The sequence below is a fragment of the Azorhizobium sp. AG788 genome, assembly GCF_004364705.1.
In the GTDB taxonomy this organism is placed as follows: domain Bacteria; phylum Pseudomonadota; class Alphaproteobacteria; order Rhizobiales; family Xanthobacteraceae; genus Azorhizobium; species Azorhizobium caulinodans.
Window position 1 is genome coordinate 82,280 of record NZ_SOBM01000011.1, and the last position, 25,069, is coordinate 107,348.

At 65.2% G+C, this 25,069-nt stretch carries 18 protein-coding genes; 13 read left to right on the forward strand and 5 right to left on the reverse strand.

What is annotated here, in order from left to right; translation table 11 throughout:
- Positions 1 to 194 precede the first annotated feature (194 nt).
- The 3 genes from DFO45_RS23485 (at position 195) to DFO45_RS23495 (ending at position 2,952) form a co-directional block, all read left to right on the forward strand.
- Positions 195 to 1,814: an ATP-binding protein gene (locus tag DFO45_RS23485; RefSeq protein WP_133866758.1), complete on the forward strand. Its 1,620-nt coding sequence runs from the start codon at positions 195 to 197 to the stop codon at positions 1,812 to 1,814.
- Positions 1,811 to 2,467: a response regulator transcription factor gene (locus DFO45_RS23490; protein WP_133866759.1), complete on the forward strand. Its 657-nt coding sequence runs from the start codon at positions 1,811 to 1,813 to the stop codon at positions 2,465 to 2,467. Before DFO45_RS23485 ends, DFO45_RS23490 begins: the two co-directional genes overlap by 4 nt.
- 98 nt (positions 2,468 to 2,565) lie before the next feature.
- Complete coding sequence (locus DFO45_RS23495) at positions 2,566 to 2,952, forward strand: response regulator (RefSeq protein ID WP_133866760.1); 387 nt, start codon at positions 2,566 to 2,568, stop codon at positions 2,950 to 2,952.
- 212 nt (positions 2,953 to 3,164) lie between these two features.
- Here the strand turns inward: DFO45_RS23495 and DFO45_RS23500 are convergent, their stop codons facing one another.
- Both DFO45_RS23500 and DFO45_RS23505 read right to left on the reverse strand, forming a co-directional pair.
- Positions 3,165 to 6,284: an efflux RND transporter permease subunit gene (locus DFO45_RS23500; protein WP_133866761.1), complete on the reverse strand. Its 3,120-nt coding sequence runs from the start codon at positions 6,282 to 6,284 to the stop codon at positions 3,165 to 3,167.
- Positions 6,281 to 7,402 carry an efflux RND transporter periplasmic adaptor subunit gene (locus DFO45_RS23505; RefSeq protein ID WP_245518241.1) on the reverse strand — a complete coding sequence of 374 codons (1,122 nt, stop codon included), beginning with the start codon at positions 7,400 to 7,402 and terminating at the stop codon, positions 6,281 to 6,283. Before DFO45_RS23505 ends, DFO45_RS23500 begins: the two co-directional genes overlap by 4 nt.
- An 819-nt stretch (positions 7,403 to 8,221) precedes the next feature.
- Here DFO45_RS23505 and DFO45_RS23510 point away from each other — a divergent pair.
- Complete coding sequence (locus DFO45_RS23510; RefSeq protein ID WP_133866763.1) at positions 8,222 to 9,991, forward strand: N-acetylglutaminylglutamine amidotransferase; 1,770 nt, start codon at positions 8,222 to 8,224, stop codon at positions 9,989 to 9,991.
- A gap of 62 nt (positions 9,992 to 10,053) precedes the next feature.
- Positions 10,054 to 10,896 carry a class II glutamine amidotransferase gene (locus tag DFO45_RS23515; protein ID WP_133866764.1) on the forward strand — a complete coding sequence of 281 codons (843 nt, stop codon included), beginning with the start codon at positions 10,054 to 10,056 and terminating at the stop codon, positions 10,894 to 10,896.
- Here the strand turns inward: DFO45_RS23515 and DFO45_RS23520 are convergent.
- A complete protein-coding gene (locus DFO45_RS23520; protein WP_133866765.1) occupies positions 10,886 to 12,073 on the reverse strand; it encodes a DUF3443 domain-containing protein in 1,188 nt (395 codons plus the stop codon). The two genes, DFO45_RS23515 and DFO45_RS23520, sit on opposite strands and share 11 nt — an antisense overlap.
- 622 nt (positions 12,074 to 12,695) lie before the next feature.
- Here DFO45_RS23520 and DFO45_RS23525 point away from each other — a divergent pair.
- A complete protein-coding gene (locus DFO45_RS23525; RefSeq protein WP_133866766.1) occupies positions 12,696 to 14,000 on the forward strand; it encodes an ABC transporter substrate-binding protein in 1,305 nt (434 codons plus the stop codon).
- Here DFO45_RS23525 and DFO45_RS23530 read toward each other — a convergent pair.
- Positions 13,985 to 14,746: an FCD domain-containing protein gene (locus DFO45_RS23530; RefSeq protein ID WP_133866767.1), complete on the reverse strand. Its 762-nt coding sequence runs from the start codon at positions 14,744 to 14,746 to the stop codon at positions 13,985 to 13,987. The two genes, DFO45_RS23525 and DFO45_RS23530, sit on opposite strands and share 16 nt — an antisense overlap.
- Positions 14,747 to 14,748: 2 nt before the next feature.
- Positions 14,749 to 15,447, reverse strand: a complete 699-nt coding sequence (locus tag DFO45_RS25030; RefSeq protein ID WP_166657239.1) for a hypothetical protein — start codon at positions 15,445 to 15,447, stop codon at positions 14,749 to 14,751.
- Between the two features lie 261 nt (positions 15,448 to 15,708).
- On the opposite strand from DFO45_RS25030, the gene DFO45_RS23540 reads away from it, so the two are divergent.
- From DFO45_RS23540 to purU, 7 genes are all read left to right on the forward strand, one after another.
- Positions 15,709 to 17,484: an APC family permease gene (locus tag DFO45_RS23540; protein ID WP_208299860.1), complete on the forward strand. Its 1,776-nt coding sequence runs from the start codon at positions 15,709 to 15,711 to the stop codon at positions 17,482 to 17,484.
- 71 nt (positions 17,485 to 17,555) lie between these two features.
- Positions 17,556 to 18,161, forward strand: coding sequence for a dimethylamine monooxygenase subunit DmmA family protein (locus DFO45_RS23545; RefSeq protein ID WP_133866770.1), 606 nt, complete (start codon positions 17,556 to 17,558; stop codon positions 18,159 to 18,161).
- Positions 18,158 to 19,123: a PDR/VanB family oxidoreductase gene (locus DFO45_RS23550; RefSeq protein ID WP_133866771.1), complete on the forward strand. Its 966-nt coding sequence runs from the start codon at positions 18,158 to 18,160 to the stop codon at positions 19,121 to 19,123. The genes DFO45_RS23545 and DFO45_RS23550 overlap by 4 nt, the downstream gene beginning before the upstream one ends.
- Positions 19,124 to 19,179: 56 nt before the next feature.
- Positions 19,180 to 20,220: a DUF3445 domain-containing protein gene (locus tag DFO45_RS23555; RefSeq protein ID WP_133866772.1), complete on the forward strand. Its 1,041-nt coding sequence runs from the start codon at positions 19,180 to 19,182 to the stop codon at positions 20,218 to 20,220.
- 111 nt (positions 20,221 to 20,331) lie between these two features.
- Complete coding sequence (locus DFO45_RS23560; RefSeq protein WP_133866773.1) at positions 20,332 to 21,693, forward strand: NAD(P)/FAD-dependent oxidoreductase; 1,362 nt, start codon at positions 20,332 to 20,334, stop codon at positions 21,691 to 21,693.
- Positions 21,690 to 24,059, forward strand: coding sequence for a DUF1989 domain-containing protein (locus DFO45_RS23565; protein WP_245518242.1), 2,370 nt, complete (start codon positions 21,690 to 21,692; stop codon positions 24,057 to 24,059). The genes DFO45_RS23560 and DFO45_RS23565 overlap by 4 nt, the downstream gene beginning before the upstream one ends.
- Before the next feature lie 27 nt (positions 24,060 to 24,086).
- A complete protein-coding gene (purU, locus tag DFO45_RS23570) occupies positions 24,087 to 25,031 on the forward strand; it encodes a formyltetrahydrofolate deformylase (protein WP_133866774.1) in 945 nt (314 codons plus the stop codon).
- Positions 25,032 to 25,069 lie beyond the last annotated feature (38 nt).

A 25,069-nucleotide genomic window follows, 5' to 3' on the forward strand; every position in this document is an offset into this window, starting at 1 on the left:
GAGCCCGGATTGGGAGGCAACAGAATGGGAGATTGCGGCGCCCCGGCGCGCGGAGCGCGTCTATATCCTCAGAGGGTGCGGACATACTTTGATATGGGGCGAACGTTACGGAACGATCTGCATAATGGCGTTCAGGATTTCCGGCCCGCCTCCGAAGCGGCGGCGGACCGGGCTCCGGCAGGCCGCCAGCGCCGATGCTCGACAACGCCGCCTCAGGCACGCGGTCGGCGGGCGCCGCCTCGGCGGACGCCCGCTTGCTTCCGCAAGCGGCGCGTCGGACCTGCCCTCCTTCCAGATGGCGATTGACCGAGGACCCAATGTCCGGCCCGCGAAGTGCCTTGTTGTCCGAACCGCCCCGCGCCTGCTCCGGTTGGCAGGGACAGGCTCTGGTGAGCGTGTTGTGTCTGGCGATCTTCCTCGTCGATACCCTGTCGCCGCTCGATATGGCGATCGCTGTCCTTTACGTGGTCGTCGTCCTGGTTTCGTCGCGCTGGTTCCGGAGTCGGGGCCTGATCGTCATCGGGGCGGGGTGCATTGCACTGGCGGTGACCAGCTTCCTCGTCATGCACGCCGACGATTTCAATCTCGCCGCCGTCATGCGCTGTGTCGTGAGCATCGCGGCCATCGCCGTGACCACGCTGCTGTGCCTGCGCAATGAGGCGGCGACCGCTTCTCTCCGCTATCAGGCCGCCTTGCTGGACCTGTCCTACGACGCCATCTTCGTGCGCGATCCCCTGGGCAGGGTCGTTTACTGGAACGTGGGTGCCGAACGCCTTTACGGGTGGTCGCGGTCGGAAGCGACGGGGCAGGTGGCAGACGCGCTGCTGCGCTCCGTGCTCCCCGCCCCGCGTCATGAGATCATGGGGACGCTGGAGGCAACGGGACAGTGGGAGGGGGAGGTGATCCACGCCACGCGGGACGGCCGGAAGGTCACCTGCCTGAGCCGCTGGTCTCTCCAGCGCGACGACCGCGGACGCAGCCTCGGCATCATGGAAACGAACCACGACATCACGGGCCGCAAGACGGCCGAGAACGAGCTTCACGAGGCCCAGGCGCACCTGGCCCATGTCACGCGGGTGAGCACCGTCGGGGAACTGACGGCCTCCATCGCGCACGAGGTCAATCAGCCATTGGCGGCGGTCGTCACCAACGGGGAGGCCTGCCTGCGCTGGCTGCGGCGGCCCGTGCCCGACATCGGCGAGGCGGAGAAGACCGTCACCCGCATGATAGCGAATGCGCGCCGGGCGAGCGATGTGATCGCACGCCTGCGGGCGCTGGTGCGGCGCGGAGAACCGGATCATCTGCCAGTCCATCTGGCGGATCTGGTGGAGGAGAGCGTCACCCTTCTGGAGCGCGAACTGGCCAGTCACGACGTCCGGCTCGTGCTTGAGCTCGCCCCTGACCTGCCGGAGATCCGGGGTGACCGCGTTCAACTGCTGCAGGTCCTCATCAATCTTGCCCTCAATGCCGTCCAGGCGATGGATACGGTGCCGGAGGGACAGCGGACCCTGACGATCCGCACCGCGCCGATGACTGACGGCCCGCAAGGACTGGCGGAACGTTTCGTTGCCGTGTCCGTGGAGGATACGGGGCCGGGCGCGCCGTCCGAGACGCTGGCCTCGCTTTTCACGCCGTTCGTCTCGACGAAGAAGGATGGCATCGGTATCGGCCTCTCCATCTCGCGCTCCATCGTCGAGGCCCATGGCGGCCGGATTCTGGCTGAGCCTGCGCCGCAAGGCGGCCTGCGCCTGACCTTCACCCTCCCGCTCGCCGACGATCTTCCGCCTGCGCCTCTCAAGGAACCTCTCTCGTGATCAGCCGTACCCAGGGCCGAAGCCCGGCCTCTCCTCAGGGACCCGTCGTCATCGTCGTGGACGACGACGCAGACCTGCGCGATGCCTTGACCAGCCTGTTCCGCTCCATCGGCCTGGAGGTGGTGTCCTTCGGATCGGCTCCGGAACTGCTCGCCGCCAAGCTGCCGGACACGCCCCGCTGCCTCGTTCTGGACATCCGCTTGCCTGGCGTCAGCGGTCTTGATTTCCAGAGCCAGCTTCAGAGGTCCGATCTGGACCTGCCCATCATCTTCATGACCGGGCACGGCGATATCCCCATGACGGTGCGGGCGATGAAGGCGGGCGCGGTGGATTTCCTCACCAAGCCCTTCCGGGACCAGGACATGCTGGATGCGGTTTCGGCCGCCATCGAGATCGACCGCACCCGGCGCGCCGAGCGGGAAGCCGCATCGCACCTGCGCGCCCTTTACGCCACGCTGACCGAGCGTGAGAGGCAGATCATGGCTCTCGTGACGTCCGGCCTCATGAACAAGCAGGTGGCGGGCGAGGTGGGCCTCAGCGAGATCACGGTGAAGATTCACCGCGGCAACGTCATGCGGAAAATGGAAGCCCAGTCCCTGGCCGATCTCGTACGCATGGCGGAGGCGCTGGGCATCCGCGCGGCGAAAGGATAGCGGAGCAAACAAGTGTATGGTTCAGATTGTGGACGGGCCCGCCTATGTTGGGGACAGGACGGCGCTGGCGCCGTCAGTGCCATAGAGGTGTGTTTCGCGTGTCCCACGTTCCGATGATTTCGATCATCGACGATGACGAGTCCGTGCGTCTCGCCACAGAAAGTCTCGTCCGCTCCCTTGGACTGGGCGCCAGCGCTTTCGCCTCCGCCGAAGCCTTCCTGAGTTCGCCGGAGCGGCAGAGTACCGCGTGCGTCATCACCGATGTTCAGATGCCCGGCATGAGCGGCATCGATCTGCAGGCGCGCCTGCGCTCCGATGGCGATGGCCTCCCGCTCATCTTCATCACTGCCTTTCCCGAGGAGAGGATCCGCAGCCAGGCCCACGCCGGCGGCGCAATCGGCTTCCTGGCAAAGCCCTTCGAGGGCGACGAGATGATCCGGTGCATCGACGATGCCCTGCGGACGACGGGGCAGGTGCGCCCTTGAGCCGGGCGCGGCGCGGACGGCTGACGCGGGTCATGTCCCTCCTGTCGACGGCGCATGTGAAATCACGCGACGGACTATCGATCGACGGAGGTTCAGATCGACGCGCGGGTCTGTGAGCCCAGGCGCACGCTCCCGCTTACGCGCCTCCACCTTGCACGCAATGTCTTTCCTCCCGCCTTGGCCCGCCGATCCTTCGGCGGGCCTTTTTGTCGTCAGCCTATGCTTTCGACGGCAGAGGGACTACGGCGTGAACGGCGGGAGATCCGGTCGAGATAGAGGTAGATCACGGGCGTCGTGTAGAGGGTGAGCAACTGGCTCACGAGGAGGCCCCCGACGATGGCACAGCCCAGCGGCTGCCGCAGTTCCGAGCCGGTGCCGGTTCCCACCAGCAGCGGTACGCCCGCGAGCAGAGCGGCCATCGTCGTCATCAGGATGGGGCGGAAGCGCAGCAGGCAGGCTTCCCGGATTGCCTCCAGCGGGCTGGTTCCCGCGCGCTCCCGCTCCAGCGCGAAGTCCACGATCATGATGCCGTTCTTCTTCACGATGCCGATCAGCAGCAGCACGGCCACGAGGGCGATGATGGAGAAGTCGAAGTGGAACACGGACAGGCTTATGAGCGCGCCGAGCCCTGCCGACGGCAGCGTCGAGAGGATCGTGAGGGGGTGGATGTAGCTCTCGTACAGCACGCCCAGAATGACATAGATGACCAGCAGCGCGGCCGCGACCAGATAGGGCTCGCTGCTGAGCGAACTCTGGAAGGCTTGCGCATTGCCCTGGAAAGCCGCGCTGAGCGTCGCCGGCACGGCAAGATCGGCTTTTGCCCTCTCCACCGCAGCTACGGCCTCCCCGAGCGAGGTGCCCTGGGCGAGATTGAAGGACAAGGTGACTGATGGGAATTGGGACTGGTGGTTGATGGCCAGAAAGGTGCTCGGCACGCTCGACCATCGGGCCACGTCGCTGAGTGGCACGGACGCGCCGGTGATCGCCGATTTCAGATAGATCCGTTCCAGCGCGTGCGGCGAATTCTGAAGCTCCGGCAGAACCTCGAGGATGACGTGGTAGCTGTTGAGCTGGGTGAAATATTGTGTCACCTGCCGCTGGCCGAAGGCGTCATAGAGCGTGGCGTCGATGTCGGCGAGGCTGACGCCGAGGCGAGCGGCCTTCTCGCGGTCCACGGTCAGCGTCAGGGTCGCCCCGGAGGATTGCTGATCGGTCGCGACATCCGTGAGCTGTGGGAGCGTGCGCAGGCGGGCGAGGATCTTCGGCGCCCAGATGTTCAGTTCCGCGAGGTTCTCGTCTTGCAGCGTATATTGGAACTGGGTGCGCGCCACGCGGCCGCCCACGTTCAGATCCTGCGCCACCTGTAGAAACAGCGCGGCGCCTTCGACGTTGCGCAGCCGCCGTTCCAGCCGGTCCACGATCTCGAAAGCCGAGGCTTGCCGCTGGTCGCGCGGCTTGAGGGTGATGAACATCCGCCCCTCGTTCACCGTCTGGCCTGCGTTGGCACCGATGGTCATGCCGACCGTCGCCACATCCGGATCGGAAGCCACGATCTCACCGAGCTGGCGCTGGTGGGCCGCCATTGCGGCAAAGGAGGAATCCTGCGCCGCCTCGGAGATGCCGATGATGAGGCCGGTGTCCTGCTGGGGGAAGAAGCCCTTGGGGATGGTGTAGAACAGCCAGCCGGTGGCTGTGACAGCGCTGATGAAGGTTGCGAGCGTCATGGCGCGGTGTGCCAAAGCGATGTCGAGCGTCCTGCGATAGGCCGCGAGCAGCGCATCGAAGCAGCGCTCCGCAAAAAGGTACAGCCGGCCATGGCGGTTCTCCTGCCGCGGCTTCAGCACCAGTGCGCAGAGCGTCGGCGTCAGGGTGAGCGAGACGAAGGCCGAAACGGCGATGGTGATCGTGACGGTGACAGCGAATTCCTGGAATAGCCGTCCGACGAGACCGCCCATGAGCAGAAGGGGGATGAAGACGGCCACCAGCGAGAGGCTGATGGAAAGGATGGTGAAACCGATCTCCGCCGAGCCGTCGAGCGCTGCCTGAAGCGGTGTCTTGCCCATTTCCAGATGCCGCTCGATGTTCTCCAGCATGACGATCGCGTCGTCCACCACAAAGCCGATGGCGATGCTGAGCGCCATGAGCGAGAGGTTGTCGAGGCTGTAATGCAGCGCATACATGGCGCCGAACGTGCCGATGAGCGCGAGCGGCACGGCGACGGACGGAATGACCGTGGCCCAGAAGCTTCTCAGGAAGACGAAGATCACCGCCACCACGAGCACGACCGTGATGATCAGCGTCTTCTCCACGTCGCTCACCGAGGCACGGATCGTCGAGGTGCGGTCGCTGAGGACCGAGATGTCGAGCCCGGCCGGCGCGCTGGCTTGAAGCGCCGGCAGCCGCTGCTTGATGCTCTCGACGGTCGCGATGACGTTGGCGCCGGGCAGCTTGAAGACCGGCAGAAGAATGGCGGGCTTGCCATTCGCCCAAGCGGCCAGCTGGGTATTCTCCGGAGCCTCGACCGCCCGGCCGATGTCACGCACGCGGACGGGCGCGCCGTTACGATAGGCGAGGACGGCGTCCTGCCAGGGACCGGCCTGCGTGATCTGGTCGTTATCCAGCAATGTGAAGGTGCGGCGCTGGCCCTGCACGGTGCCCTTGGGGCCGTTCACGGTGGTCGAGACGATGGCCTGCCGGAGGTCCTCCAGCGAGAGCCCGAGGCTGGACACCTTGGCCGGATCCACCTGGATGCGCACCGATGGCTTCTGCTGTCCGAACACCAGCACCTGCCCGACGCCCTCGATCTGGCTGATGTGCTGTTCGAGCACGTTCTCGGCGAAATCGTCCACGCGGATGATGGGGAGGGTCTGCGAGGACAGGGCGAGGACCAGAATGGGCGGATCGGCGGGGTTCACCTCCCGATAGGATGGCGGGGAGGGCAGGTTGTTCGGAAGCTGGCCGCCGGCCGCGTTGATCGCGGCCTGCACGAGTTGCGCGGCGGCGTTGATATTCACCTCGAGGTTGAATTGCAGGGTGATCGAGCTGTTGCCCTGCGTGCTGATGGACGTCATCTGCGCCACGCCGGGAATCTCGCCGAACTGCCGTTCCAGCGGCTGGGTGACCGAGGAGGCGATGATTTCCGGGCTCGCGCCGGGAAGCTGCGTCGAGACCTGAAGCGTGGGGAAGTCCACGTCCGGCAACGGTGCCACGGGCAATTGGAAAAACGCCGCAAGGCCCAGCACCAGAAGGCCCGCCATGAGCAGGGAGGTGCCGATCGGATGGCGGATGAACCAGGCGGACAAGGAGGCGCGCTTCTCGCTGCTCGCACTCATCGGCCTGCTTCCCCGCTGACGGAGACCGTGACGAGGCTTCCCGGTCGCACGCGATACTGGCCGCCGGTGATGACGCGCTGGCCTGGCGCAAGGCCAGTCTCGATCACTGCCGTGCCATCGGCGATCTGCCCAGCACTCACCGGTACGGTCTGCGCGCGGTCGTCGGGGCCGACCGCGAAGACGAACAGGCCTTGTGGGCCGCGCTGAAGCGCCGAGGCGGGGATGGTGACTGCATGGGGCAGGACATCCACCCGCACCTTGATATCCACGAACTGGCCGGGCCAGAGGGCATCGCGCGCATTGGGGAAGTCCGACTTCAACTTCACCGTGCCGCTGTTCGGGTCGATCTGGTTGTCGATCAGCGACACCGTGCCGGTCGCCAGAACGCGCCCGTCCTCCCGAGAGAGGGCCTGGGCCTGAAGCGCACCCGCGCGCATGGCCTCGGCCACCGCCGGGAGGCTCTGCTCCGGCAGCGTGGAAATGACCGAGATGGGGTCGATCTGGTTGATGACCACGAGCCCCCCTGCGTCGCCGGCGTGGACGATGTTGCCCTGATCCACCAGCCTCAGGCCGGCGCGGCCGGAGAGCGGCGAGACGATCCGCGTGTAGGAGAGCTCGGTCGCGGCGCTGGAGATGGCGGCCTGATCCGACGCCACCTGCGCCTCGAGTTCGGCGACCTTCGCCCTTTCGTTATCGAGCGTCTGGACGCTCACGAAGTCGCTTTTGCCGAGCTCTGTGTCGCGCGTGAGATTGAGCCGGGCGTTCGACAGGGTCGCTTCATGCTGCTGGAGTTGCGCCTTCGCGGATTGGAGCTCGGCCTCGTAGGTGCGCGGGTCGATGAGCGCGAGGAGCTGCCCTTCGGCGACGTCCTGCCCCTCCTTGAAGAGAATTTGTTGCAGCTCACCATCGACCCGGGTGCGAACGGTCACGGAATTGTAGGCGGTGACCGTTCCCGGGCTGGTGACGAAGACGGGAACGTCCCGGGTCTCTGCCGTCGCCAGTTGGACCGGCACCGGCTGTTCCGAAGCCGCGCGAGCAGGATGCGGGGCTGCAAGGGCGAGCCCGCTGGCGATCCAGATGAGGGTGATGGCGGCGGGGATCCCCTTCGTGCGGGCCATGATGTCATCCATAGGTAGCAACGGCGAGCTGTCGTTCCGCGTTCAGATCGAGGAGGCACTTCGCACCGGATGCGCCTGACCGATCCGGCTGCAACGGGCTCTTCGCCGGAAAGCGGGCGCCAATGGACAGCAGGGCGCGCCGCGGCAGCAGAAAACTGCGCGCTCAATGCGGCGACCGGCGCTCGGTAAAGCTGGTCTGACGCTCAGCTGCATGAGGAGCAGATCGGCTTCACCTGTCCTGCCAGCCACGCGTCAACGGTCCTCTCTGTCCGATGCCAATAGTGCTGCGGCAGAGACGAGACGAACATCATATTCATGTATGGTGCGGTGTGATCTTGGTTTCTCGCGAGCGGAGCGTTGGAAGACCGGAGCTGCCCGCTGCTCATCGTGCACACGCGTCACCAGCCTGTTCCCGCAGCGTGTTCGTCCGGCGCGCGCCGGAGTTGACACGCCCCGCGGCTTCGGAACATCCGTGGCCGAGCGTCTCAGGTCCCGGCGCTGAACCCCAGCCGGAATGATAGGGGCGCGGGCGACCGCCACCACCCCGAGGCTGTAGACGGGAACGCAGGCGGAGCTGGGGCGTTGGGGGAGAGAGCATTCCGTTCGCGACCGCGGCTTGTCTTTGCATCCGCGCCGGACGGCAACGGGAACAGACATCTCGGTGGTCCGGCTGACACTCCATGCGTGGCCGGCTAAGGCGGCCTCGCGATCCCCGTCGCGTGCCGCCTGCTAACCCCCTGGCACTTCGGCCTATGGCCTGCCCCTTCTAGGGTACTGGGGGAGCCCTTCGCCGGGACGTCAAGCACAGGCAGGATGATCATGTGCGGGATCTGCGGTGAGGTGAACAGGAACGGCTCGGTCCGGATGGGTCCGCTCGAGGCCATGTCAGAGGCGCTGTCATCGCGGGGACCGGACGGTTTCGGCCTGCTTGCCCAGGGCGACGTGGCGCTGGCCCATCGCAGGCTCAGCATTCTCGATCTCAAGGCCACCTCCCAGCAGCCGATGGTGGACAGCCAACTGGGGCTCGCCATCGCTTTCAACGGCTGCATCTACAATTTTCGCGACCTCCGTCACGACCTGAAAGCCAAGGGCTACACCTTCTTCTCCGAAGGCGACACCGAGGTGATCCTGAAGGCCTATCATGCTTGGGGCGCCGATTGCGTTCTGCGGCTGAAGGGCATGTTCGCCTTCGCCATCTGGGAGATGTGGACAGGGCGTGTCGTGCTGGCGCGGGACAGGCTGGGCATAAAGCCGCTCTATCTCGCGGACGTGGGCTCTTCCTTGCGCTTTGCCTCCACCTTGCCGGCCCTGTTGGCGGGCGGCGGGGTGGATACGGCCATCGATCCCGTCGGCCTTCACCATTACATGAGCTTTCACAGCGTGGTGCCGGCGCCCCGGACCATCCTGCGAGGCGTGCGCAAGCTGCCCCCGGCGACGCTGCTGACGCTGGAGCCCGATGGCCAACGCAGCGAGCGGCAATACTGGTCCGTCCGCATGGGAGGCGATACCGACACCGACGATATGGGCGAGGAGGAGTGGCGCGAGACGCTCATCCACTGCCTTCTGCGGGCCGTGGAGCGGCGGACGGTCTCAGACGTACCGGTGGGCGTCTTGCTCTCCGGCGGGCTCGACAGCTCTCTTCTCGTGGCCCTGCTGGCCCAACTGGGGCATGAGGACATCCGCACCTTTTCCGTCGGCTTCGAAGCCGTGGGCGGGCTGAAGGGCGACGAGTTCGAATATTCCGATCTCATGGCCCGCACTTACGGCACAGACCACACCAGGATCGTGATCTCGCCGGAGCGCGTGCTCTCGGCGCTGCCGGGCGTCATCGGCGCCATGTCCGAGCCCATGATGAGCCACGATTGCGTGGGCTTCTATCTGCTGGCGGAGGAAGTGTCCCGGCATGTGAAGGTGGTGCAGAGCGGGCAGGGGGCGGACGAGACCTTCGCCGGCTATCACTGGCATGAGAAGATGCTCACCGCCGCAGATCCGCTGGATGATTACGCCCGGCTCTATTTCGACCGGGATCATGCGGAGATGGCCCACGCCCTCTCTCCGGACATGATCTCGGGGGACCACAGCCGGATATTTGTAAAGGACTTCTTCGATCGCTGCGGCGAGACCTCGCCCATCAACAAGACCCTGCAGATCGACACGGAGATCATGCTGGTCGACGATCCCGTAAAACGCGTGGACAACATGACCATGGCCTTCGGCCTCGAGACCCGCGTCCCCTTCCTCGACCATGAAATGGTGGAGCTGGCCACCCGCATCCCTTCGGAACTGAAGGTGAAATCGGGTGGCAAGCACATATTGAAGGAAGCTGCGCGCCGCATCCTGCCGCCCGAGGTGGTGGATCGGCCGAAGGGCTATTTCCCGGTGCCAGCGCTCAAGTACATCCGCGGCCCCTATCTCGATTTCGCTCGGGACGTGCTGAACCAGCAGGCCGCGCGCGATCGCGGCATCTTCCGGCAGGACTATGTGGCGGGCCTGCTCGGAGACCCCGAAGGGAGCCTCACGCCAAAGGGGCATTCCAAGCTCTGGCAGGTCACCGTGCTGGAACACTGGCTCCAGGCGCACGGGGTCTGACGGGGCCTTAGCGTGTGCAGCGCCCGCCCCACGCCTGAGAGATTTGGAAAAGGAGGAGGCCCATGTGCCGGTGGATGGCCTATTCCGGTGAGCCGATTGCCCTTGATCGTTACGTGACCCGCTCCTCCCATTCGCTGGTGGTCCAGAGCCAGATGGCGCTGGAATCCACCATGGCCATGAATGGCGATGGTTTCGGCCTTGGCTGGTATGACGATCTGCCCGAGCCCGGCCTGTACCGCGAAATCCGACCTGCCTGGTCGGACGACAATCTGCGCAGCCTCAGCCGGCATCTGAAATCACGCCTGTTCTTTGCCCATGTGCGGGCGGCCACGGGAACGCCGGTGACACGGCCCAACTGCCACCCTTTTGCCCATGGGCGCTGGCTCTTCATGCACAATGGCTATCTCGCCAACTGGACGTCCGTGCGCCGGGAGGTGGAAGCCCTCATCCCGGACGAAATTTATGGCGCGCGGGCTGGCTCGACGGATTCCGAAGCGCTGTTTCTCGCCCTCCTCGGGCAAGGACTGGCGGATGGGGCAGGCGAAAGCCCGATTGGGGCGGTGACGCGTCTTCTGGAGACGATCACCGCGCTGGCAGGCGGCGAGCCCTTCCTCTTCACTGCCGCGCTGTCGGACGGCGTCGACCTTCATGCCTTCCGCTATGGGGTCAACGCCCACGCGAACTCGCTCTATTACCGGGCGGCAAAAGACGGCGTCCTCATCGCCTCCGAGCCTCTGGACGATGACCGCGCCACCTGGCTCGAGGTGCCGCCCCAGTCGGCCCTCTCCGCCCGGTCCGGCCACGACGTTGAGGTGATGCCTCTTCCGCTGAACCGCCCACCACATGACGCCGCACCGGCGCCGCATGACGGAGCCGGAAGGCCGCTCTCCGGCGTCAGGGTGTGAAGGCGTAAAGCGGACCCTTGATGTCAGGCTGCCCCGGCGGCGACATGCCCTGGATGAGGACGGACACGCGCCGTCCCATGAAGAAGGGAGCGCCCCAGACGAATTCCGACCGGCCACCATTGGCCGCGACCGCCGCTCCGGCCACGGCGCCGAGCTTGAGATCACGGATCGCCTCGAAATTTCCGACACGGAAACGCACGTCGACCGGTGCTGCATTGCCGCCAGACACCGCCGCTTGCAGGGAGGTCTCCGGCGCCATGCAATAAGCCCAGTTCACGCGGGCGCATCGCGGCAACGCCGGATCGGTGAAAATATAGCTCTCCGTTCCGCTGTCGATGTAGCTGTCCGTGATGGTCTGCCCCTTGTAGAGCGTCGTGAAGCGCCCGTCCGGCCGGAGCGGCAGCAGGTGGGCGCGTCCGAGCTGGTTGTTGCCGGCCGTTCCCACACCGAACGTCAAGGTGCCGTGCACCTCACGCGCGCCGGGGGCGGTGGGAGCGGGCAGATCGATGACGATGCCGTTGTTGTGTAGGGGAAGCCGCGTGACCGGATTGGGCAGCCGGTTGGCCGGGGGAACGGCACCGGTCAAAGGCAGGCAACCTCCGGAGCCACATTCGAAGAAGCGCGGATGGGGGGCTCCTGCACTCTGAATGCAGTCGCCGTGACAGTCACTGGGCGCTGAGCCGATGCCGAGAGTCCCGTTCGATGTGGGGTGAACGTTGGAGGTCTCGCAAGAGGCGGGCCGGGCAGGGGATGGCCCCTGCTCGATCACCTGGACCGGCAGCCTCTCCGCCGTCAGGCCCCCAAAATGCACGTCCGCCGTCCGCAGCGGCCCCCAGGCGCTGCTGCTGACGAACCGCAGGCATTCGCCCATCGGCTGACCCGATGGGCCGGCCAGGGCCGGCAGGCGTAAGTTGTCGGGCAGCGCGGCGGCCTGAAGACGCAGGCCCGTGGAACCCGTATCCACCATGATGTTGTCGATCGTCGCGCAGTGGCGGGTGCCCGGCTCGCAGACGGTGACCTGCACCACCAGGCGGTTGTAGCCGGAAAGCGGCATGCGGACGCTGAGCGGCATGACGTTTTCAGCCGATGATCGGGACGGAGCCTGGGCTGGGGCGGCCGTCGGCGCGAACTGGGCGAGCAGGGCGAGCGCGCAGACCAATGGGCGGAAACGCAGCATGTGACGGAGTGTCCCTCGGCAGCGGCCATCAACGGCGCAGCTGTGGAAGATGGCCGACCCATTCCGGCTCGGGAAAAGTCGCACGCAGTCGCGCCACCACAATAACAGGAGGCCTTGATGCCGAAAATCTTGATCTCAGTCCAGAGTCCAAGATGAAAAATACGATTATACCATCTGCCGGTGCCCTTGATCGAGCAGTGCGGAAGAGGCGCCTCTAATAGAGCGTTTTGAATTATATGCTATGACCTCACGTGACTAACGGCCTTCGGCATTCCTGACGGCATGGAACTCGCCTGTCGATGTGCCGGGTTAAGGCGACGCTCAAGATTGGCTTCGGATTTGGGTCTGTTCGCCCCGGATATGGCTCGCATGGTTGGGTCCGGCGGATCGTAAGGTTCTCGATCCGCTCGCCCATGGCTCCGGGCGGATGGCGGGCCCGCGAGGTCGAGAGACTTGCGATGCCTCGGTTGTGATCCTTCGGCTTCAGCGGCCCTCTCATGCCCCTTCATCGGCTCCCCGCGGCGTCCTATGGTGACGGCGGATGACCGTCGGCGGATCGGGCCGGCGTACAACCCATGTGCCCGCGCGGCGGGACGCATGCGGGTCGGGAGACAACGTCGAAATGCGTGATGGCGCAAAGAATCCCCTGCTGTCGGCTCTGTCCGTGGCGATGGTGGATCACGGGATCGAGGCGCGCACGACGCTCAAGATCGGCTTTCTCGCCCCACTCAGTGGCAGCCTCAGGGCCTGGTCGGAGCCCGGCCTGTTCGGCTGCATGATCTGGCGCGACCGGATCAACGCCATGGGCGGCGTGAAGATCGGCATGCGCCGGCACATGGTGGAGATCATCCCCTTCGACACGTGCTATGAGCCGGACCGCGTGCTGGAAGGCATCCGCACGCTCATCCACCAGCACAATGTGAAGTTCATCCTCATGAACGGCGGCAACGACCTGACCGCCGAGGTGCGCGATGTCATCAGCGCCAGCCGCATGCTGGTGGCTTGCCTGCTGCCCAGCGATCTCTCCCCCGACGTGCCGACCCTGATCGCGCCCAGCGAGGTGCATCCCATCTACAACGTGACCGGTGTGGACTGGCTGAGCCGCAATGCCCAGCACCTCAAGACGGTGAGCCTGTGTGGCCAGAACGACCTGTTCGGCCTTCCCTCCGTCGCCACCTATCGCGCGGCCTTCGAGGTGGCGGGCATCGATATCGTGCGGGAGGAATTCTTCCCCGTGGATACGACGGACTTCGAACCCATCGTCTCCCGCATGCTGGAGCCGAAGCCGGACATTCTGTGCTGGGACACCGCCTATGAGCCCTTCGTGGACGCGCTGACGCGTGCCGCCTACCGACAGGGCTTCAAGGGGCAACTCCTCTCCTGCACCTGCGACAATTACAGCCAGCTCATCCGCCAGACGAGCCCGGAATTCATGGAGGGCTTTGTCTTCCAGTTTCCCGATTTCGACGATCCGGCACTGGCGGACTCGCAGGTGAACTTCGAGAATGCCGACGCCTTCTACCGAGAATATTGCGAGCGTTTTCCCGGCTCCTGGAGTGCCGTGTCGTGGGAATATGCTTCGACCCTCGAGCTGTGGCGCATGGCGGTGCAGCGCGCCCGCTCGGCGGAGCCCTTCTCGGTCCTCGCCATGATGAAGTTCGGCGGTGTCGGCCACCATGCCTTTGGCGAGGCCATCTGGTGGGGGCACGAACTCTTCGGCATCGACAACGCCCTGGTGGGCGACTGGCCGGTGGTCCAGATCGAGGCGGGCAAGGCCCGCATTCAGGAGATGGTGTCCATTCATGGCTGGCTGGAGCGCCACACCGATGTACTGGTGCGGCACCTGCGGGCCATGAACCTCATGTGGGACCAGCGCCATGCCCACGCCCTGCGCGGGCAGGAGGCCTTCGCTCAGGACGACGTATAGATCAGTTCTTCCTGCATGTTTGAGATGTAGAGCCGCATGCATTCCACCGCGCTCTCGATGTTGCGCCGCTCCAGCGCCGCATAGATGGAGCGCAGGCCCTGCTTGGCCTCCTTGATGCGTGCCGGCGTGAGCGATCGGGTCTTGTTGACATACCACTGCGGCTGCTGGCGGATGTCGTGCATGATCCGGTACATGGCGATCAGCAGGGCATTGTGCGTGCCCTCGCACAGCGTCATGAAGAACGCCCGCTCCAGATCCGCAAAGCGCCCGGCCTCGGTGACGATCTCGTCCAGTTGCTGGAGCACCGCCCCGAGCGCCGTCTGGTCGCGGTAGGACATGTAGATGGCGGCGAGGCGCGCGATCTCCGGCTCGAAGATGGCGCGGGTGATGTTGATCTCGAAGGGCGAGACCACATCGGCGAGCGGAGGCTCCTTTTCCGCGGGCTCTTCGTCCCGCGCTCCGGCCGCCACCGCGCCGCGCCAGATGACGAAGGTGCCGCTCCCTATGCGCTTGGACAGCATGTCGAAGCCTTCGAGGAAGGCCAGCACCTGGCGGATTGTGGCGCGTGACGTGCCGAGCTCCTCCGCGAGGTTTCGCTCAGCCGGGATGCGGGTGCCGTAGGGGTATTTACCGCTCCGGATGCGGAGGAACAGGTCCTTCGCCAGGAGCTTCACCTCCTGCTTCACGAAAGGAGGAGTCGCGTCATCCTCTTCCCACGGTGCCAGCGGCGCGTCCTTGTCCGTCACGTTTAGGTCTCCCTGGTGATGCGGTCGCCGGGTCGCGCAAGGGCGTCCGCGAGCGGTGCGAAGGCGCAGAAGCCAAGGCAGGCTTCAAGCTGTGCCGATAAGGTCACCGGCAGGCCAGTGGTCGCCCGGAAGGAGTGGATATGCTCGATCTGGGCGGTGAGAAGATTGCATGCCGCCGCGCGATCCAAGGTCTGGTCGCGGGCCATCCTCACCGCCCGCTCCAGAAAGGTGGGCAGCGTATCGAGCGGCTGGTCATTCGCGTGCAAATGAACTGGTAAGGTTTCCAGCGCGGATGCGCGCGCCCGCGCATTGGTCTCGCTGAGCCAAAGGCCGAGGCCGGCGAGTGCAAGATGGCGGCGGCGCAAGAAGGCGGCGAAGGGTTCCGCGTGCTGGCTCGCGAGGCGTAGGTGAAACACGGAACTGCGGGCAGGCAAGGGGACATCCTCCAGCGTCACCCTGCGCAGGACTGCATTCCAGGCGGCCGACACATCGTGGAAGCCGGAAATGGAGACGGGATCAGTATCGGCAACCGCCAGATTGTTGAGCGTCACCGCATGAAAGGCGGTGGCCGGCCCCCCTTCCGCGCTCAGACAGGCTGCCGCCCGCCGCCAGTGCGCCGCTGCGGCAGTCGTGTCCAGTTCCCGCCAGGCGAGAAAGCCGGCGAGGGTGGCGTCGAGCCAGATTTCGAGGTGGTCACCCAAGGGAAGACTGTCTCCACCATTCAGACCCAAATCTAACCAAAATAGACCAATGTGCAAAAGCCCCTGGGCAAGGGTTTCGCTGAGCCAAATTTAGGCAAATCTGCCCCTTCTTGCCGAAGAATCGTTCTTGAAGGGAAATAATTTTTATCTGAGAGTAATCGAGTGAGCCGCACCGAAGTGACGGCCCCAACCATAAACAACCAATAAAATAAAAACTGGTCCAGATTGGTTTTGCCAACCTTGAGGGGTCACCACATGACAATGGAAGCGACTGTGCCCATCGCGCTTGGGCAGACGAGTGAGCTGAAGCGCGCCATCGACTGGCGCGGGGCATTCTGGGTGGCGAGCGGTGTGCCGGCGCTGGTCCTGTTCTCCATCGGCGGCATTGCGGGCACCACCGGAAAGGTGGCGTTCCTCGTATGGTTCGTCTCCATGGTGATGGGCTTCATCCAGTCCTTCACCTATGCGGAAATCGCCGGCCTCTTCCCCAACAAGTCCGGCGGCGCCTCCGTCTATGGCGCGGCGGCCTGGGTGCGCTATTCCAAGCTGATTGCGCCCCTCTCGGTCTGGTGCAACTGGTTCGCCTGGTCGCCCGTGCTCTCGCTCGGCTGCTCCATCGCGGCGGCTTACATCCTGAACGTGCTGGCGCCCATTCCCGGCGCCGACAATCCCGACGTGGCGAAATGGATCGCCGCCCATGCCGGTTCGGTGGCGGCGGATTCTCCCCGCGTCGCCGAATGGCTCGCGCTCAACGCCGGCAAGACGGCGCAGGATGCCGTCACCGCTCTCGTCGCGCAGGATGGCATCGCCGCCTTCACGCCCGCGCTGCGGAGCTGGACGCTGTTCTCCCACAGTCTCGGCCCGGTCAGCTTCTCGCTGAACGCCACCTTCTGGATCGGCGCGGTGTTGATGCTCGTCACCTTCGCGATCCAGCACCGCGGCATCCTCGGCACCGCCAACGTGCAGAAATACATCGGTCTTCTGGTCATCATCCCGATGCTGATCGTAGGCATCGTCCCGATCATCACCGGCCAGATCAACTGGTCGAACTACACGCCGCTCGCGCCTTTGGCCGTAGCCTATGCGCCAGGCCTCGGGGAGTGGAACATCGGCGGCTGGACGCTGGTCCTGGGTGGCCTCTTCATCGCGGCCTGGTCCACATACGGCTTCGAAACCGCGATCTGCTATACCAGCGAGTTCCGGGACCCGAAGACGGACACCTTCAAGGCCATCTTCTATTCCGGCCTGCTGTGCCTGCTGCTCTATACCCTCGTGCCCTTCACCTTCCAGGGTGTGCTCGGCGTCGACGGGATGCTTGATCCCACCGTGGTGGATGGCTCGGGTGTTGCGGCGGCCATGGCCGGAATGGTTGGTGGCGGCGGTTTCGTCACCAGCATTCTCATCCTGCTGATGATCCTGGCGCTCATGCTCTCCATCATGACGGCGATGGCAGGCTCCTCGCGCACCCTTTATCAGGGTTCGGTGGATGGCTGGTTGCCGCGCTACCTCAGCCATGTGAACGAGCATGGCGCGCCGACGCGGGCCATGTGGACGGATCTTGTCGTCAACCTGTTCGCGCTCGCCATCGCGGCGGCGGATGCCACCAGCTTCTTCTTCCTGCTGGCGGTTTCCAATGTGGGCTACATCATCTTCAACTTCCTGAACCTCAATGCGGGCTGGATTCACCGGATCGACAATGCCCACGTGAAGCGGCCGTGGAAGGCGCCCAATATTCTCATCGCGCTGGGCACGCTCTTCGCCTTCGTCAATGCCGCCTTCATGGGGGCTGGTGCGAAGGTGTGGAACCCCTCAGCACTGACGGCCGGCTTCATCACGGCGGCCCTCATCATCCCCGTCTTCGTCTATCGCCACTACATCCAGGACAAGGGCGTCTTTCCGGACCACATGCTGGAAGACCTGCAACTGACCGAGAAGGAGATGACGGTGCGCAAGGCCGGGATCTGGCCCTACGTGACCCTCATTGCCGGTGTTGCCGTGGTGCTCATCGCCAACCGCATCTTCGTCCTGCCCGGCTGACCGGGGCCTTGTGAACCGGCCGGAGGGACGAAGTTCTCTCCGGCCGACCTTCCAGAGCAGGGAATGTGTCCATGCTGTCGCCGAGCATCTTCAGCAGGCCGGTGTATCCGGGCCTGCATGCGGATCGGTTTGCCAAAACCAACCTCATTCTGGCGGAAGAAGAGGGGGCGCAGGCCATCCTCGATCTCGCCCGCCATCCCGATGTGGCGTCGCCCTTCTTCGCCCGCGCCATCATCCTGTTCTGCCAGGGCCGCGCGGCCGATACGGTCCCGGCGCTGGAGGCACTGGCGCCCCAGGCGCTTTGGGTGCTGCCCACCATCGAGACCACCCTGTTCCGCCTGCGCGGCGTGCTCCAGACGGCCACCATGGGTACGCGGCTCTATGTGACAGGCACGGAGCCCTTCATCGGCCGCGTGGTGGCGGAGGCGGGAGCCTTCGGTGTCGATCCGCGCTCCGTCATCACCGAGCATCGCGGTTCGCTCCGCCGCCGGGTCCAGTGCGTGCATTGCAAGGGCATGATGGAGGAGGTGACGCATAGTCCCGTCACCTGCGCGCATTGCGGCCTTAGCCTGTTCGTCCGCGATCATTACTCGCGCCGTCTCGGCGCCTTTCAGGGCGTGTGCATCGATGCCGAAGTGCCCGGCGATCGCCCCGCTGTCGAGGAGCTCTATCCATGAGCGGCGCGCCCACCCTGTCCGTCCGCGTGGCGGAAACGGAACTGCTCACCCCCGACATCCGCCGCGTCCGCTTCGTCGCGACAACCGGCGCGCCGCTGCCGCTGTTCTCTGGCGGCGCCCATGTGGTGGTCAGCCTGCCGACGCCGCGCGGCGTCCTTCGCAATCCCTATTCCCTGACGAGTTGCCCAACCGACGGGTCGGGCTATGAGATCTGCGTGCAGAAATCCGCCACCTCGCGCGGCGGCTCCGGCTTCGTGCATGAGGGACTGGAGGTGGGCGACGAACTCGAAATCTCCTGGCCCGTGAACCTCTTCGGCATGGACCGTCGGGCCCGCAAGCATCTCTTCATCGCCGGCGGCATCGGCATCACGCCTTTCCTCTCCATGATGCAGCAACTGGCCATGGAGGGCGGCACGTTCGAGCTGCATTATGCCATGCGCAGCCCGGACACCGGCGCCGCGCGGGAGATGGTGGCGGAGCGCTACGGTGCCCACCGGGTGCGCACCTATGTCAGCTCCCATGGCACCCGCATCCCGCTGCCCGATCTGCTGGACGGTCAACCGCTGGGCACGCACCTCTATGTTTGCGGACCCACACGCCTGATCGACGACGTGCTGCTTCAGGCCCGCGAGGCGGGATGGCCGGACGAGAACGTGCACAGCGAGCGCTTCGCCGCGCCGCCGCCCGGCAAGCCGTTCCTGCTGGAACTCGCGCGCAGCGGCCAGCGCATCGAGGTCGGTTCGCACCAGAGCGTTCTGGAGGCCATGGAGGCGGCCGGCCTGTCCGCCCCCAATCTCTGCCGGGGTGGGGCGTGCGGCCAGTGCGAGACGGGCGTTCTGGCCTGTGATGGCGCGCTCGAACATCACGACCATTTCCTGTCGCCCGAAGAGAGGGCGGAGGGGCGCAAATTCATGATCTGCATCTCGCGCATCGCCGGCGAGCGACTGGTGCTCGACCTCTGACTTCCAATCCGTGCCTGCCCCTGCGCGGGCGTTCGGGCCAGCCCGAGGAGTTGCCGATGACCATCGTGTTCAAGGACGAGAGCTTCCGGGGCGACTACCGCTTCGCCAACAGCCCCGGGGCGATCCTGCGCTTTCCCTTCCCGTTCAACGAAGACCGGTACATGTATTCGGTGAACATCGAGCCGCATGCGCCCGGCCCGAAGGGCTCGGTCTATGAATTCCCAATCGACATCGACGAGCATTATGTCGCCGACATGCGCGACCGGGCGCTGACGCTGCGCGAAGACCCGCTCCGCTGCCAGTCCCTGCCGCACATGCTGACCGCAGAGTGGGATCTCCTCGAGCTGCTCATGGTCTCGCTGTCGGAAAGCTATCCGGAGCTGTTCTCGCTGACGCGGGACGGGAACCGCTGGCACTGGATCAACAAGCCGCTCGGCATCGAGCAGCGCTTCATCTTCGGTGACGTGGCCACCCTGCCGCAGCGGCCGATGGAATACATCACCCGGCAGGTGCAGGGCGATTTCTGTCTCCTGGATCAGCGCAATGGCGATCTGTTCGTCGATTCCGGCATGGTCACGTCGCAGGCCGACTGGTCGCTCGATTTCGACATCGGCATGAGTTTCAAGGAATGGCACGCGCCGGTGCCGCTGGCCCATGAGATGGGCATCTTCGAGCGGGCGCAGAAGTTCCTGCTGGCGTTGCCCATGGGCCGCCCGGTGCGGCGGCTCAACTGGACGATGACCATCAATCCGCGCCTCGACACGGCGCCCGAAACCTATCCGCTGTGGGGTGCCGACCGCACCACCGTGACGCAGGAAAATGTGGGCGACAAGGTGCATCTGCGGGTGGAGTTGCAGGCGCTGTGGCGGCTGCCACGCTCCAACGCCATCGTCTTCTCCATTCGCGGCTATCTCATCAAGCTGTCGGAGATCGCCACCGTGCCGAAATGGCGGCGGCGCCTGCATCGCGTGCTGAAGACCCTGCCGCCGGAAATCGCCGCCTATAAGGGCCTTACCCGCTACATCGACACCACCATCGGCTGGCTCGCCGAACGCGACAATGGCGCGCCGACATCCCCCGGCTTCGGCCCCGAATAAACCTTAGGGGCCGTCCGCGGCGCACCCGCACGAACCATCGCCCCAGCGCCGGACCGCTCCGTCCGGCGAACGGGAACCCATGCCTTCAATCAGGAAAGAGGGGAAACCACCATGTCCAAGCGCATTGCCATTCTGGGCGGCGGCCCCAGCGGTCTCGCTGTGCTCCGCGCATTCGAGAGCGCCCGCCGGAAGGGAGCCGAGATTCCGGAAATCGTCTGCTATGAGAAGCAGAGCGACTGCGGCGGCATGTGGAACTACAACTGGCGCACCGGCCTCGATGAATTCGGTGAGCCGGTTCATGCCAGCATGTATCGCTATCTGTGGTCCAACGGGCCGAAGGAATGCCTGGAATTCGCCGATTATTCATTCGAGGAGCATTTCGGACGGCCGATTCCCTCCTTCCCGCCGCGCGCGGTGCTGCATGATTACATCAAGGGCCGCATCGAGAAGAGCAATGTGCGCGGCTATATCAAGCTCAACCATGCGGTCCGCCACGTAACCTATGACGCGGGAACGGAGAAATTCCTCGTCACGGTGAAGGATCTGAAAGCCGACGTGCTGGAGACCTCCGCCTTCGATTATGTGGTCTGCGCCACCGGCCATTTCTCCACCCCCAACGTGCCCTATTTCGAGGGCGTGGAGGCCTTTCCGGGCCGCGTTCTGCATGCCCACGATTTCCGCTCGGCGGACGAGTTCGCGGGCAAGAATGTGCTGCTGATCGGCGCCAGCTATTCGTCCGAGGACATCGGCATCCAGTGCATGAAGTATGGCGCGAAGTCCGTCACCTTCAGCTATCGCACCAAGGCCATGGGCTTCGACTGGCCGGAAGGCTTCTCCGAGGTGCCTCTGCTGGAGAAGGTGGTCGGAAAGGTCGCCCACTTCAAGGACGGGACGCGCAAGGAGGTGGATGCCATCGTGCTCTGCACGGGCTATCTGCACCATTACCCCTTCCTCGACGATGATCTGCGCCTCAAGTCGCGCAACCGCCTCTATCCGGAAGGGCTCTACAAAGGCATCTTCTGGGTGCCCAACCCGCGCTTTATGTATATCGGCGCGCAGGATCAGTTCTTCACCTTCAACATGTTTGACGCGCAGGCCTGGTACGCCCGCGACGTCGTCCTCGGCCGCATTCCGCTGCCCGATGTCGCCGCCATGGAGGCCGACATCAAGGGCTGGGTGGCCAAGGAAGAGGCGCTCGAAGACGCCTCGCAGATGATCGACTTCCAGACCGAATATGTGCGCGAACTGATCCTCGCCACCGACTATCCGCGCCTCGACGTGGACGAGGTGGCCCGCATGTTCAAGGAGTGGGAGCACCACAAGATCGAGAACATCCTCACCTATCGCGACCGCAGCCACCGCTCGACCCTCACCGGCACGCTGGCGCCCAAGCACCATACGCCATGGATGCAGGCGCTGGACGACAGCCTGGAAGCCTTCCTCGCCACCCTGCCCAGCCAGGCCGCGGAATGAACAGCGCGGGTCTGTCCATGGCTCAGGCGGCGGCGCCCGTCTTCACGACGGGCGCACCGCCCCGGAGCCGGCCCGCGCTGGCGCCGGGTGTGGAGCGCTATGTGGTGGCGGGCGGTGGGGCGCAGGTCTTCACCCTTGAGCCGGGCGATCGGATCGAGATCGCCCAGATGGAAGGCGGGCAGCCGGTAGAACTGCTCGCCTTCGATGCCGCCGGCCGACCCGCCACTGAGGCTCTGGGGCTGGCAGGGCAGGGGCGGGCTGAGGGGCTGCTGCGCATCCTCGCTTCCGGCGCGCCGGACGCCGAGCGCGTGCGCTTCGGCCTGTTCCGTCGGCAGATCGACCCGGCGGCGGGCCATGCGGCCCGCCTGTTCGGGCCGGACGCGGTGGCGGGGCAGTCCGTGCTGCTGGTGGCCGAACAGATGCTCCACGTCATCGTGGCCGCACCGGCGGAGGCCATGCTGGTGTGGGAGCAGAACCCGGCCACCGATCTCCTCGTCTTCCTCGCCCGCGCCGTGCTGCGCCGCGGGGCCGATGCCCGCCTGCCGGAACCGCTGGCGGAACCGCGCCTTGATCTGCGGATCAATGTCGCCTCCGCCATCAGCTTTGAAGTCTTCGAGGGCGAGACGATCCAGATCATCGACATCGAAGGCAGACAATGCTCCGACTTCATCGCCTTCGGTCGCAGGGCGCTGGACAGGGGCCGCATCCTCGGCCTCGACGCCACCACCACCCGCACCATGAATGGGGCCGCCTATCCGCGCCCTGGCCTCTATTCCAAGTTCTTCGATCAGGACCGCAACGCGCTGGTGGAAGTCGTGCAGGACACGGTGGGGCGGCATGATACGTTCAACCTCGCCTGCACCGCCCGCTATTATGAAGACATGGGCTATTTCGGGCATGTGAACTGCTCGGACAATTTCAATGGCGCCATGCGGGATTATGGCGTCGGGCAATATCGCGGCTGGCCGGCCATCAACTTCTTCTACAACACCAATGTCGCCGCCAATAACATCATCTGGTCCGACGAGCCCTGGTCCCGGCCGGGCGATTATGTGCTGCTGCGGGCGCTGAGCGATCTCGTCTGCGGCGCCTCCGCCTGCCCCTCTGACATCGATGCCTCCAACGGCTGGCAACTCTCCGAAATCCAGGTGCGCGTCTATCCCAAGGACGTGCCCTTCAAGCGTGCGATCGGCACCCGCATGACCCCCGACACACCGACCCGCTTCACCCAGGAGTCCGGGTTCCACCCGCGCACCTCGGAACTGACCCGCGCCTTCACGGATTATCGCGGCTTCTGGGTGCCCCAGCATTTCGCCTCGACCGGCGCCATCGCCGAATATTGGGCCTGCCGCGAGGCGGTGGTGCTCATGGACCTCTCGGCCCTGCGCAAGCTGGAGATCGTGGGGCCGGATGCAGAGACCTTCCTGCAAGGCCTCTTGCCCCGCGACATCCGCAAGCTTTCCGTGGGCCAGATCTTCTACACGCCGCTCTGCTACGCGCACGGCGGCATGGTGGACGACGGCACGCTCTTCCGCCTCGGCGACAACAATTTCCGCTGGATCGGCGGGGATGATGCGAGCCTGCTCTGGATCGAGGAACAGGCCGCGAAATTCGGCGGCCGCGTGAGCCTCAAGACCGCGAGCGGCGAGATCCACAACGTGGCCCTCCAAGGCCCGCGCTCGCGCGAGACCTTGCGCAAGATCCTCTGGACGGCACCCGGCCGGCCGACGCTCGATGAACTCGGGCTCTTCCGCCTCACCATCGGACGTATCGGCGGCTATGACGGCATCCCCGTCCTCGTCTCCCGCACCGGTTATACCGGCGAGCTCGGCTACGAGGTCTTCTGCCATCCCAAGGATGCCCCGCAGGTGTGGGATGCACTGATGGAGGCGGGCGCCGAATTCGGCATCCGCGCCTTCGGCTTCGAGGCACTGGACATGGTGCGCATCGAGGCGGGCCTCGTCTTCGGCGGGCACGATTTCGACAGCACCACGGATCCGTTCGAAGCGGGCATCGGCTTCACCGTGCCGACGAAAAAGGAAGAGGATTATATCGGCAAGGCCGCGCTCCAGCGCCGCCGGGAGCATCCCGCGCAAAAGCTGGTGGGCCTTGAGGTGCAGGGCGGGGAAATCCCCGCGCACGGCGATCCCCTCTTCATCGGCCGGGCGCAGGTCGGCCTCGTCACCAGCGCCACCCGCTCGCCGCTGCTGGCCCGGACCATCGCGCTCGCCCGCGTCGATGTCGCCCATGCGGCGCCCGGCGTGCCGCTGGAGATCGGCCGCCTCGATGGCCACCAGAAGCGCCTCGCCGCAACCGTCGTGCCCTTCCCCTTCTACGACCCCGAAAAGAAGCGCGTGCGCGCCTGAGCGCGCCACAGATCGAAGGAAACAGCCATGCTCCAGGAAACCACCTTCAAAGCTGCCGGCAGGTTTGAGGACCACGGCGCCGCCGACGCGGCCAGCTACGTGCTCACCGTCTCCTGCACCACCCGCAGGGGCATCGTCGCCGCCATCTCGGGCTTTCTTGCCACTGCCGGCTGCAACATCACGGACTCCTCCCAGTTCGATGATGCGGACACGGGCCGCTTCTTCATGCGCATCCGCTTCCGCTCGGAGGAGGGCATCGGCCAGGAGGAACTGGACGCCGCTTTCGCGCCGATCGCCGGCGAGATGGGCATCGACTACCAGCTCCACAACGCGAGCCGGCGCATGAAGGTGCTGCTGATGGTCTCGCGCTTCGGCCACTGCCTCAACGATCTGCTGTACCGCTGGAAGATCGGCGCGCTGCCCATCGACATCGTGGGCGTGGTCTCCAACCATTTCGACTATCAGAAAGTGGTGGTGAACCATGACATTCCCTTCCACTGCATCAAGGTGACCAAGGAGAACAAGGCGGAGGCGGAAGCCCAGCTCCTCGCCATCGTCGAGCAGACCGGCACCGAGCTCGTCGTGCTTGCCCGCTACATGCAGGTGCTCTCCGATGCGCTGTGCCGGAAGATGTCCGGGCGGATCATCAATATCCACCACTCCTTCCTGCCGAGCTTCAAGGGCGCCAATCCCTACAAGCAGGCCTATGAGCGCGGCGTGAAGCTCATCGGCGCCACCGCCCATTACGTCACCAGCGATCTTGATGAAGGGCCGATCATCGAGCAGGACATCGCCCGAATCACCCACGCCCAGAGCCCGGACGATTACGTGAGCATCGGCCGCGACGTGGAGAGCCAGGTGCTGGCCCGCGCCATCCACGCGCACATCCACCACCGCATCTTCATCAATGGCAACCGCACCGTGGTCTTCCCGGCCTCGCCCGGCTCCTACGCCTCCGAGCGCATGGGCTGACGGACACGCCACCTCCAAGTCATGCCCGGACAAGCCCG

What these genes read in the sequence shown, in the direction of transcription:
- DFO45_RS23560 (WP_133866773.1), top strand. Translation starts at nt 20,332, where the DNA reads ATGTCCAAGCGCATTGCCATTCTGGGCGGCGGCCCCAGCGGTCTCGCT.
- DFO45_RS23500 (WP_133866761.1), bottom strand. Translation starts at nt 6,284, where the DNA reads ATGAGTGCGAGCAGCGAGAAGCGCGCCTCCTTGTCCGCCTGGTTCATC.
- DFO45_RS23540 (WP_208299860.1), top strand. Translation starts at nt 15,709, where the DNA reads ATGGAAGCGACTGTGCCCATCGCGCTTGGGCAGACGAGTGAGCTGAAG.
- purU (WP_133866774.1), top strand. Translation starts at nt 24,087, where the DNA reads ATGCTCCAGGAAACCACCTTCAAAGCTGCCGGCAGGTTTGAGGACCAC.
- DFO45_RS23485 (WP_133866758.1), top strand. Translation starts at nt 195, where the DNA reads ATGCTCGACAACGCCGCCTCAGGCACGCGGTCGGCGGGCGCCGCCTCG.
- DFO45_RS23565 (WP_245518242.1), top strand. Translation starts at nt 21,690, where the DNA reads ATGAACAGCGCGGGTCTGTCCATGGCTCAGGCGGCGGCGCCCGTCTTC.
- DFO45_RS23550 (WP_133866771.1), top strand. Translation starts at nt 18,158, where the DNA reads ATGAGCGGCGCGCCCACCCTGTCCGTCCGCGTGGCGGAAACGGAACTG.
- DFO45_RS23515 (WP_133866764.1), top strand. Translation starts at nt 10,054, where the DNA reads ATGTGCCGGTGGATGGCCTATTCCGGTGAGCCGATTGCCCTTGATCGT.
- DFO45_RS23520 (WP_133866765.1), bottom strand. Translation starts at nt 12,073, where the DNA reads ATGCTGCGTTTCCGCCCATTGGTCTGCGCGCTCGCCCTGCTCGCCCAG.
- DFO45_RS23555 (WP_133866772.1), top strand. Translation starts at nt 19,180, where the DNA reads ATGACCATCGTGTTCAAGGACGAGAGCTTCCGGGGCGACTACCGCTTC.
- DFO45_RS23505 (WP_245518241.1), bottom strand. Translation starts at nt 7,402, where the DNA reads ATGGCCCGCACGAAGGGGATCCCCGCCGCCATCACCCTCATCTGGATC.
- DFO45_RS23525 (WP_133866766.1), top strand. Translation starts at nt 12,696, where the DNA reads ATGCGTGATGGCGCAAAGAATCCCCTGCTGTCGGCTCTGTCCGTGGCG.
- DFO45_RS23545 (WP_133866770.1), top strand. Translation starts at nt 17,556, where the DNA reads ATGCTGTCGCCGAGCATCTTCAGCAGGCCGGTGTATCCGGGCCTGCAT.
- DFO45_RS23510 (WP_133866763.1), top strand. Translation starts at nt 8,222, where the DNA reads ATGTGCGGGATCTGCGGTGAGGTGAACAGGAACGGCTCGGTCCGGATG.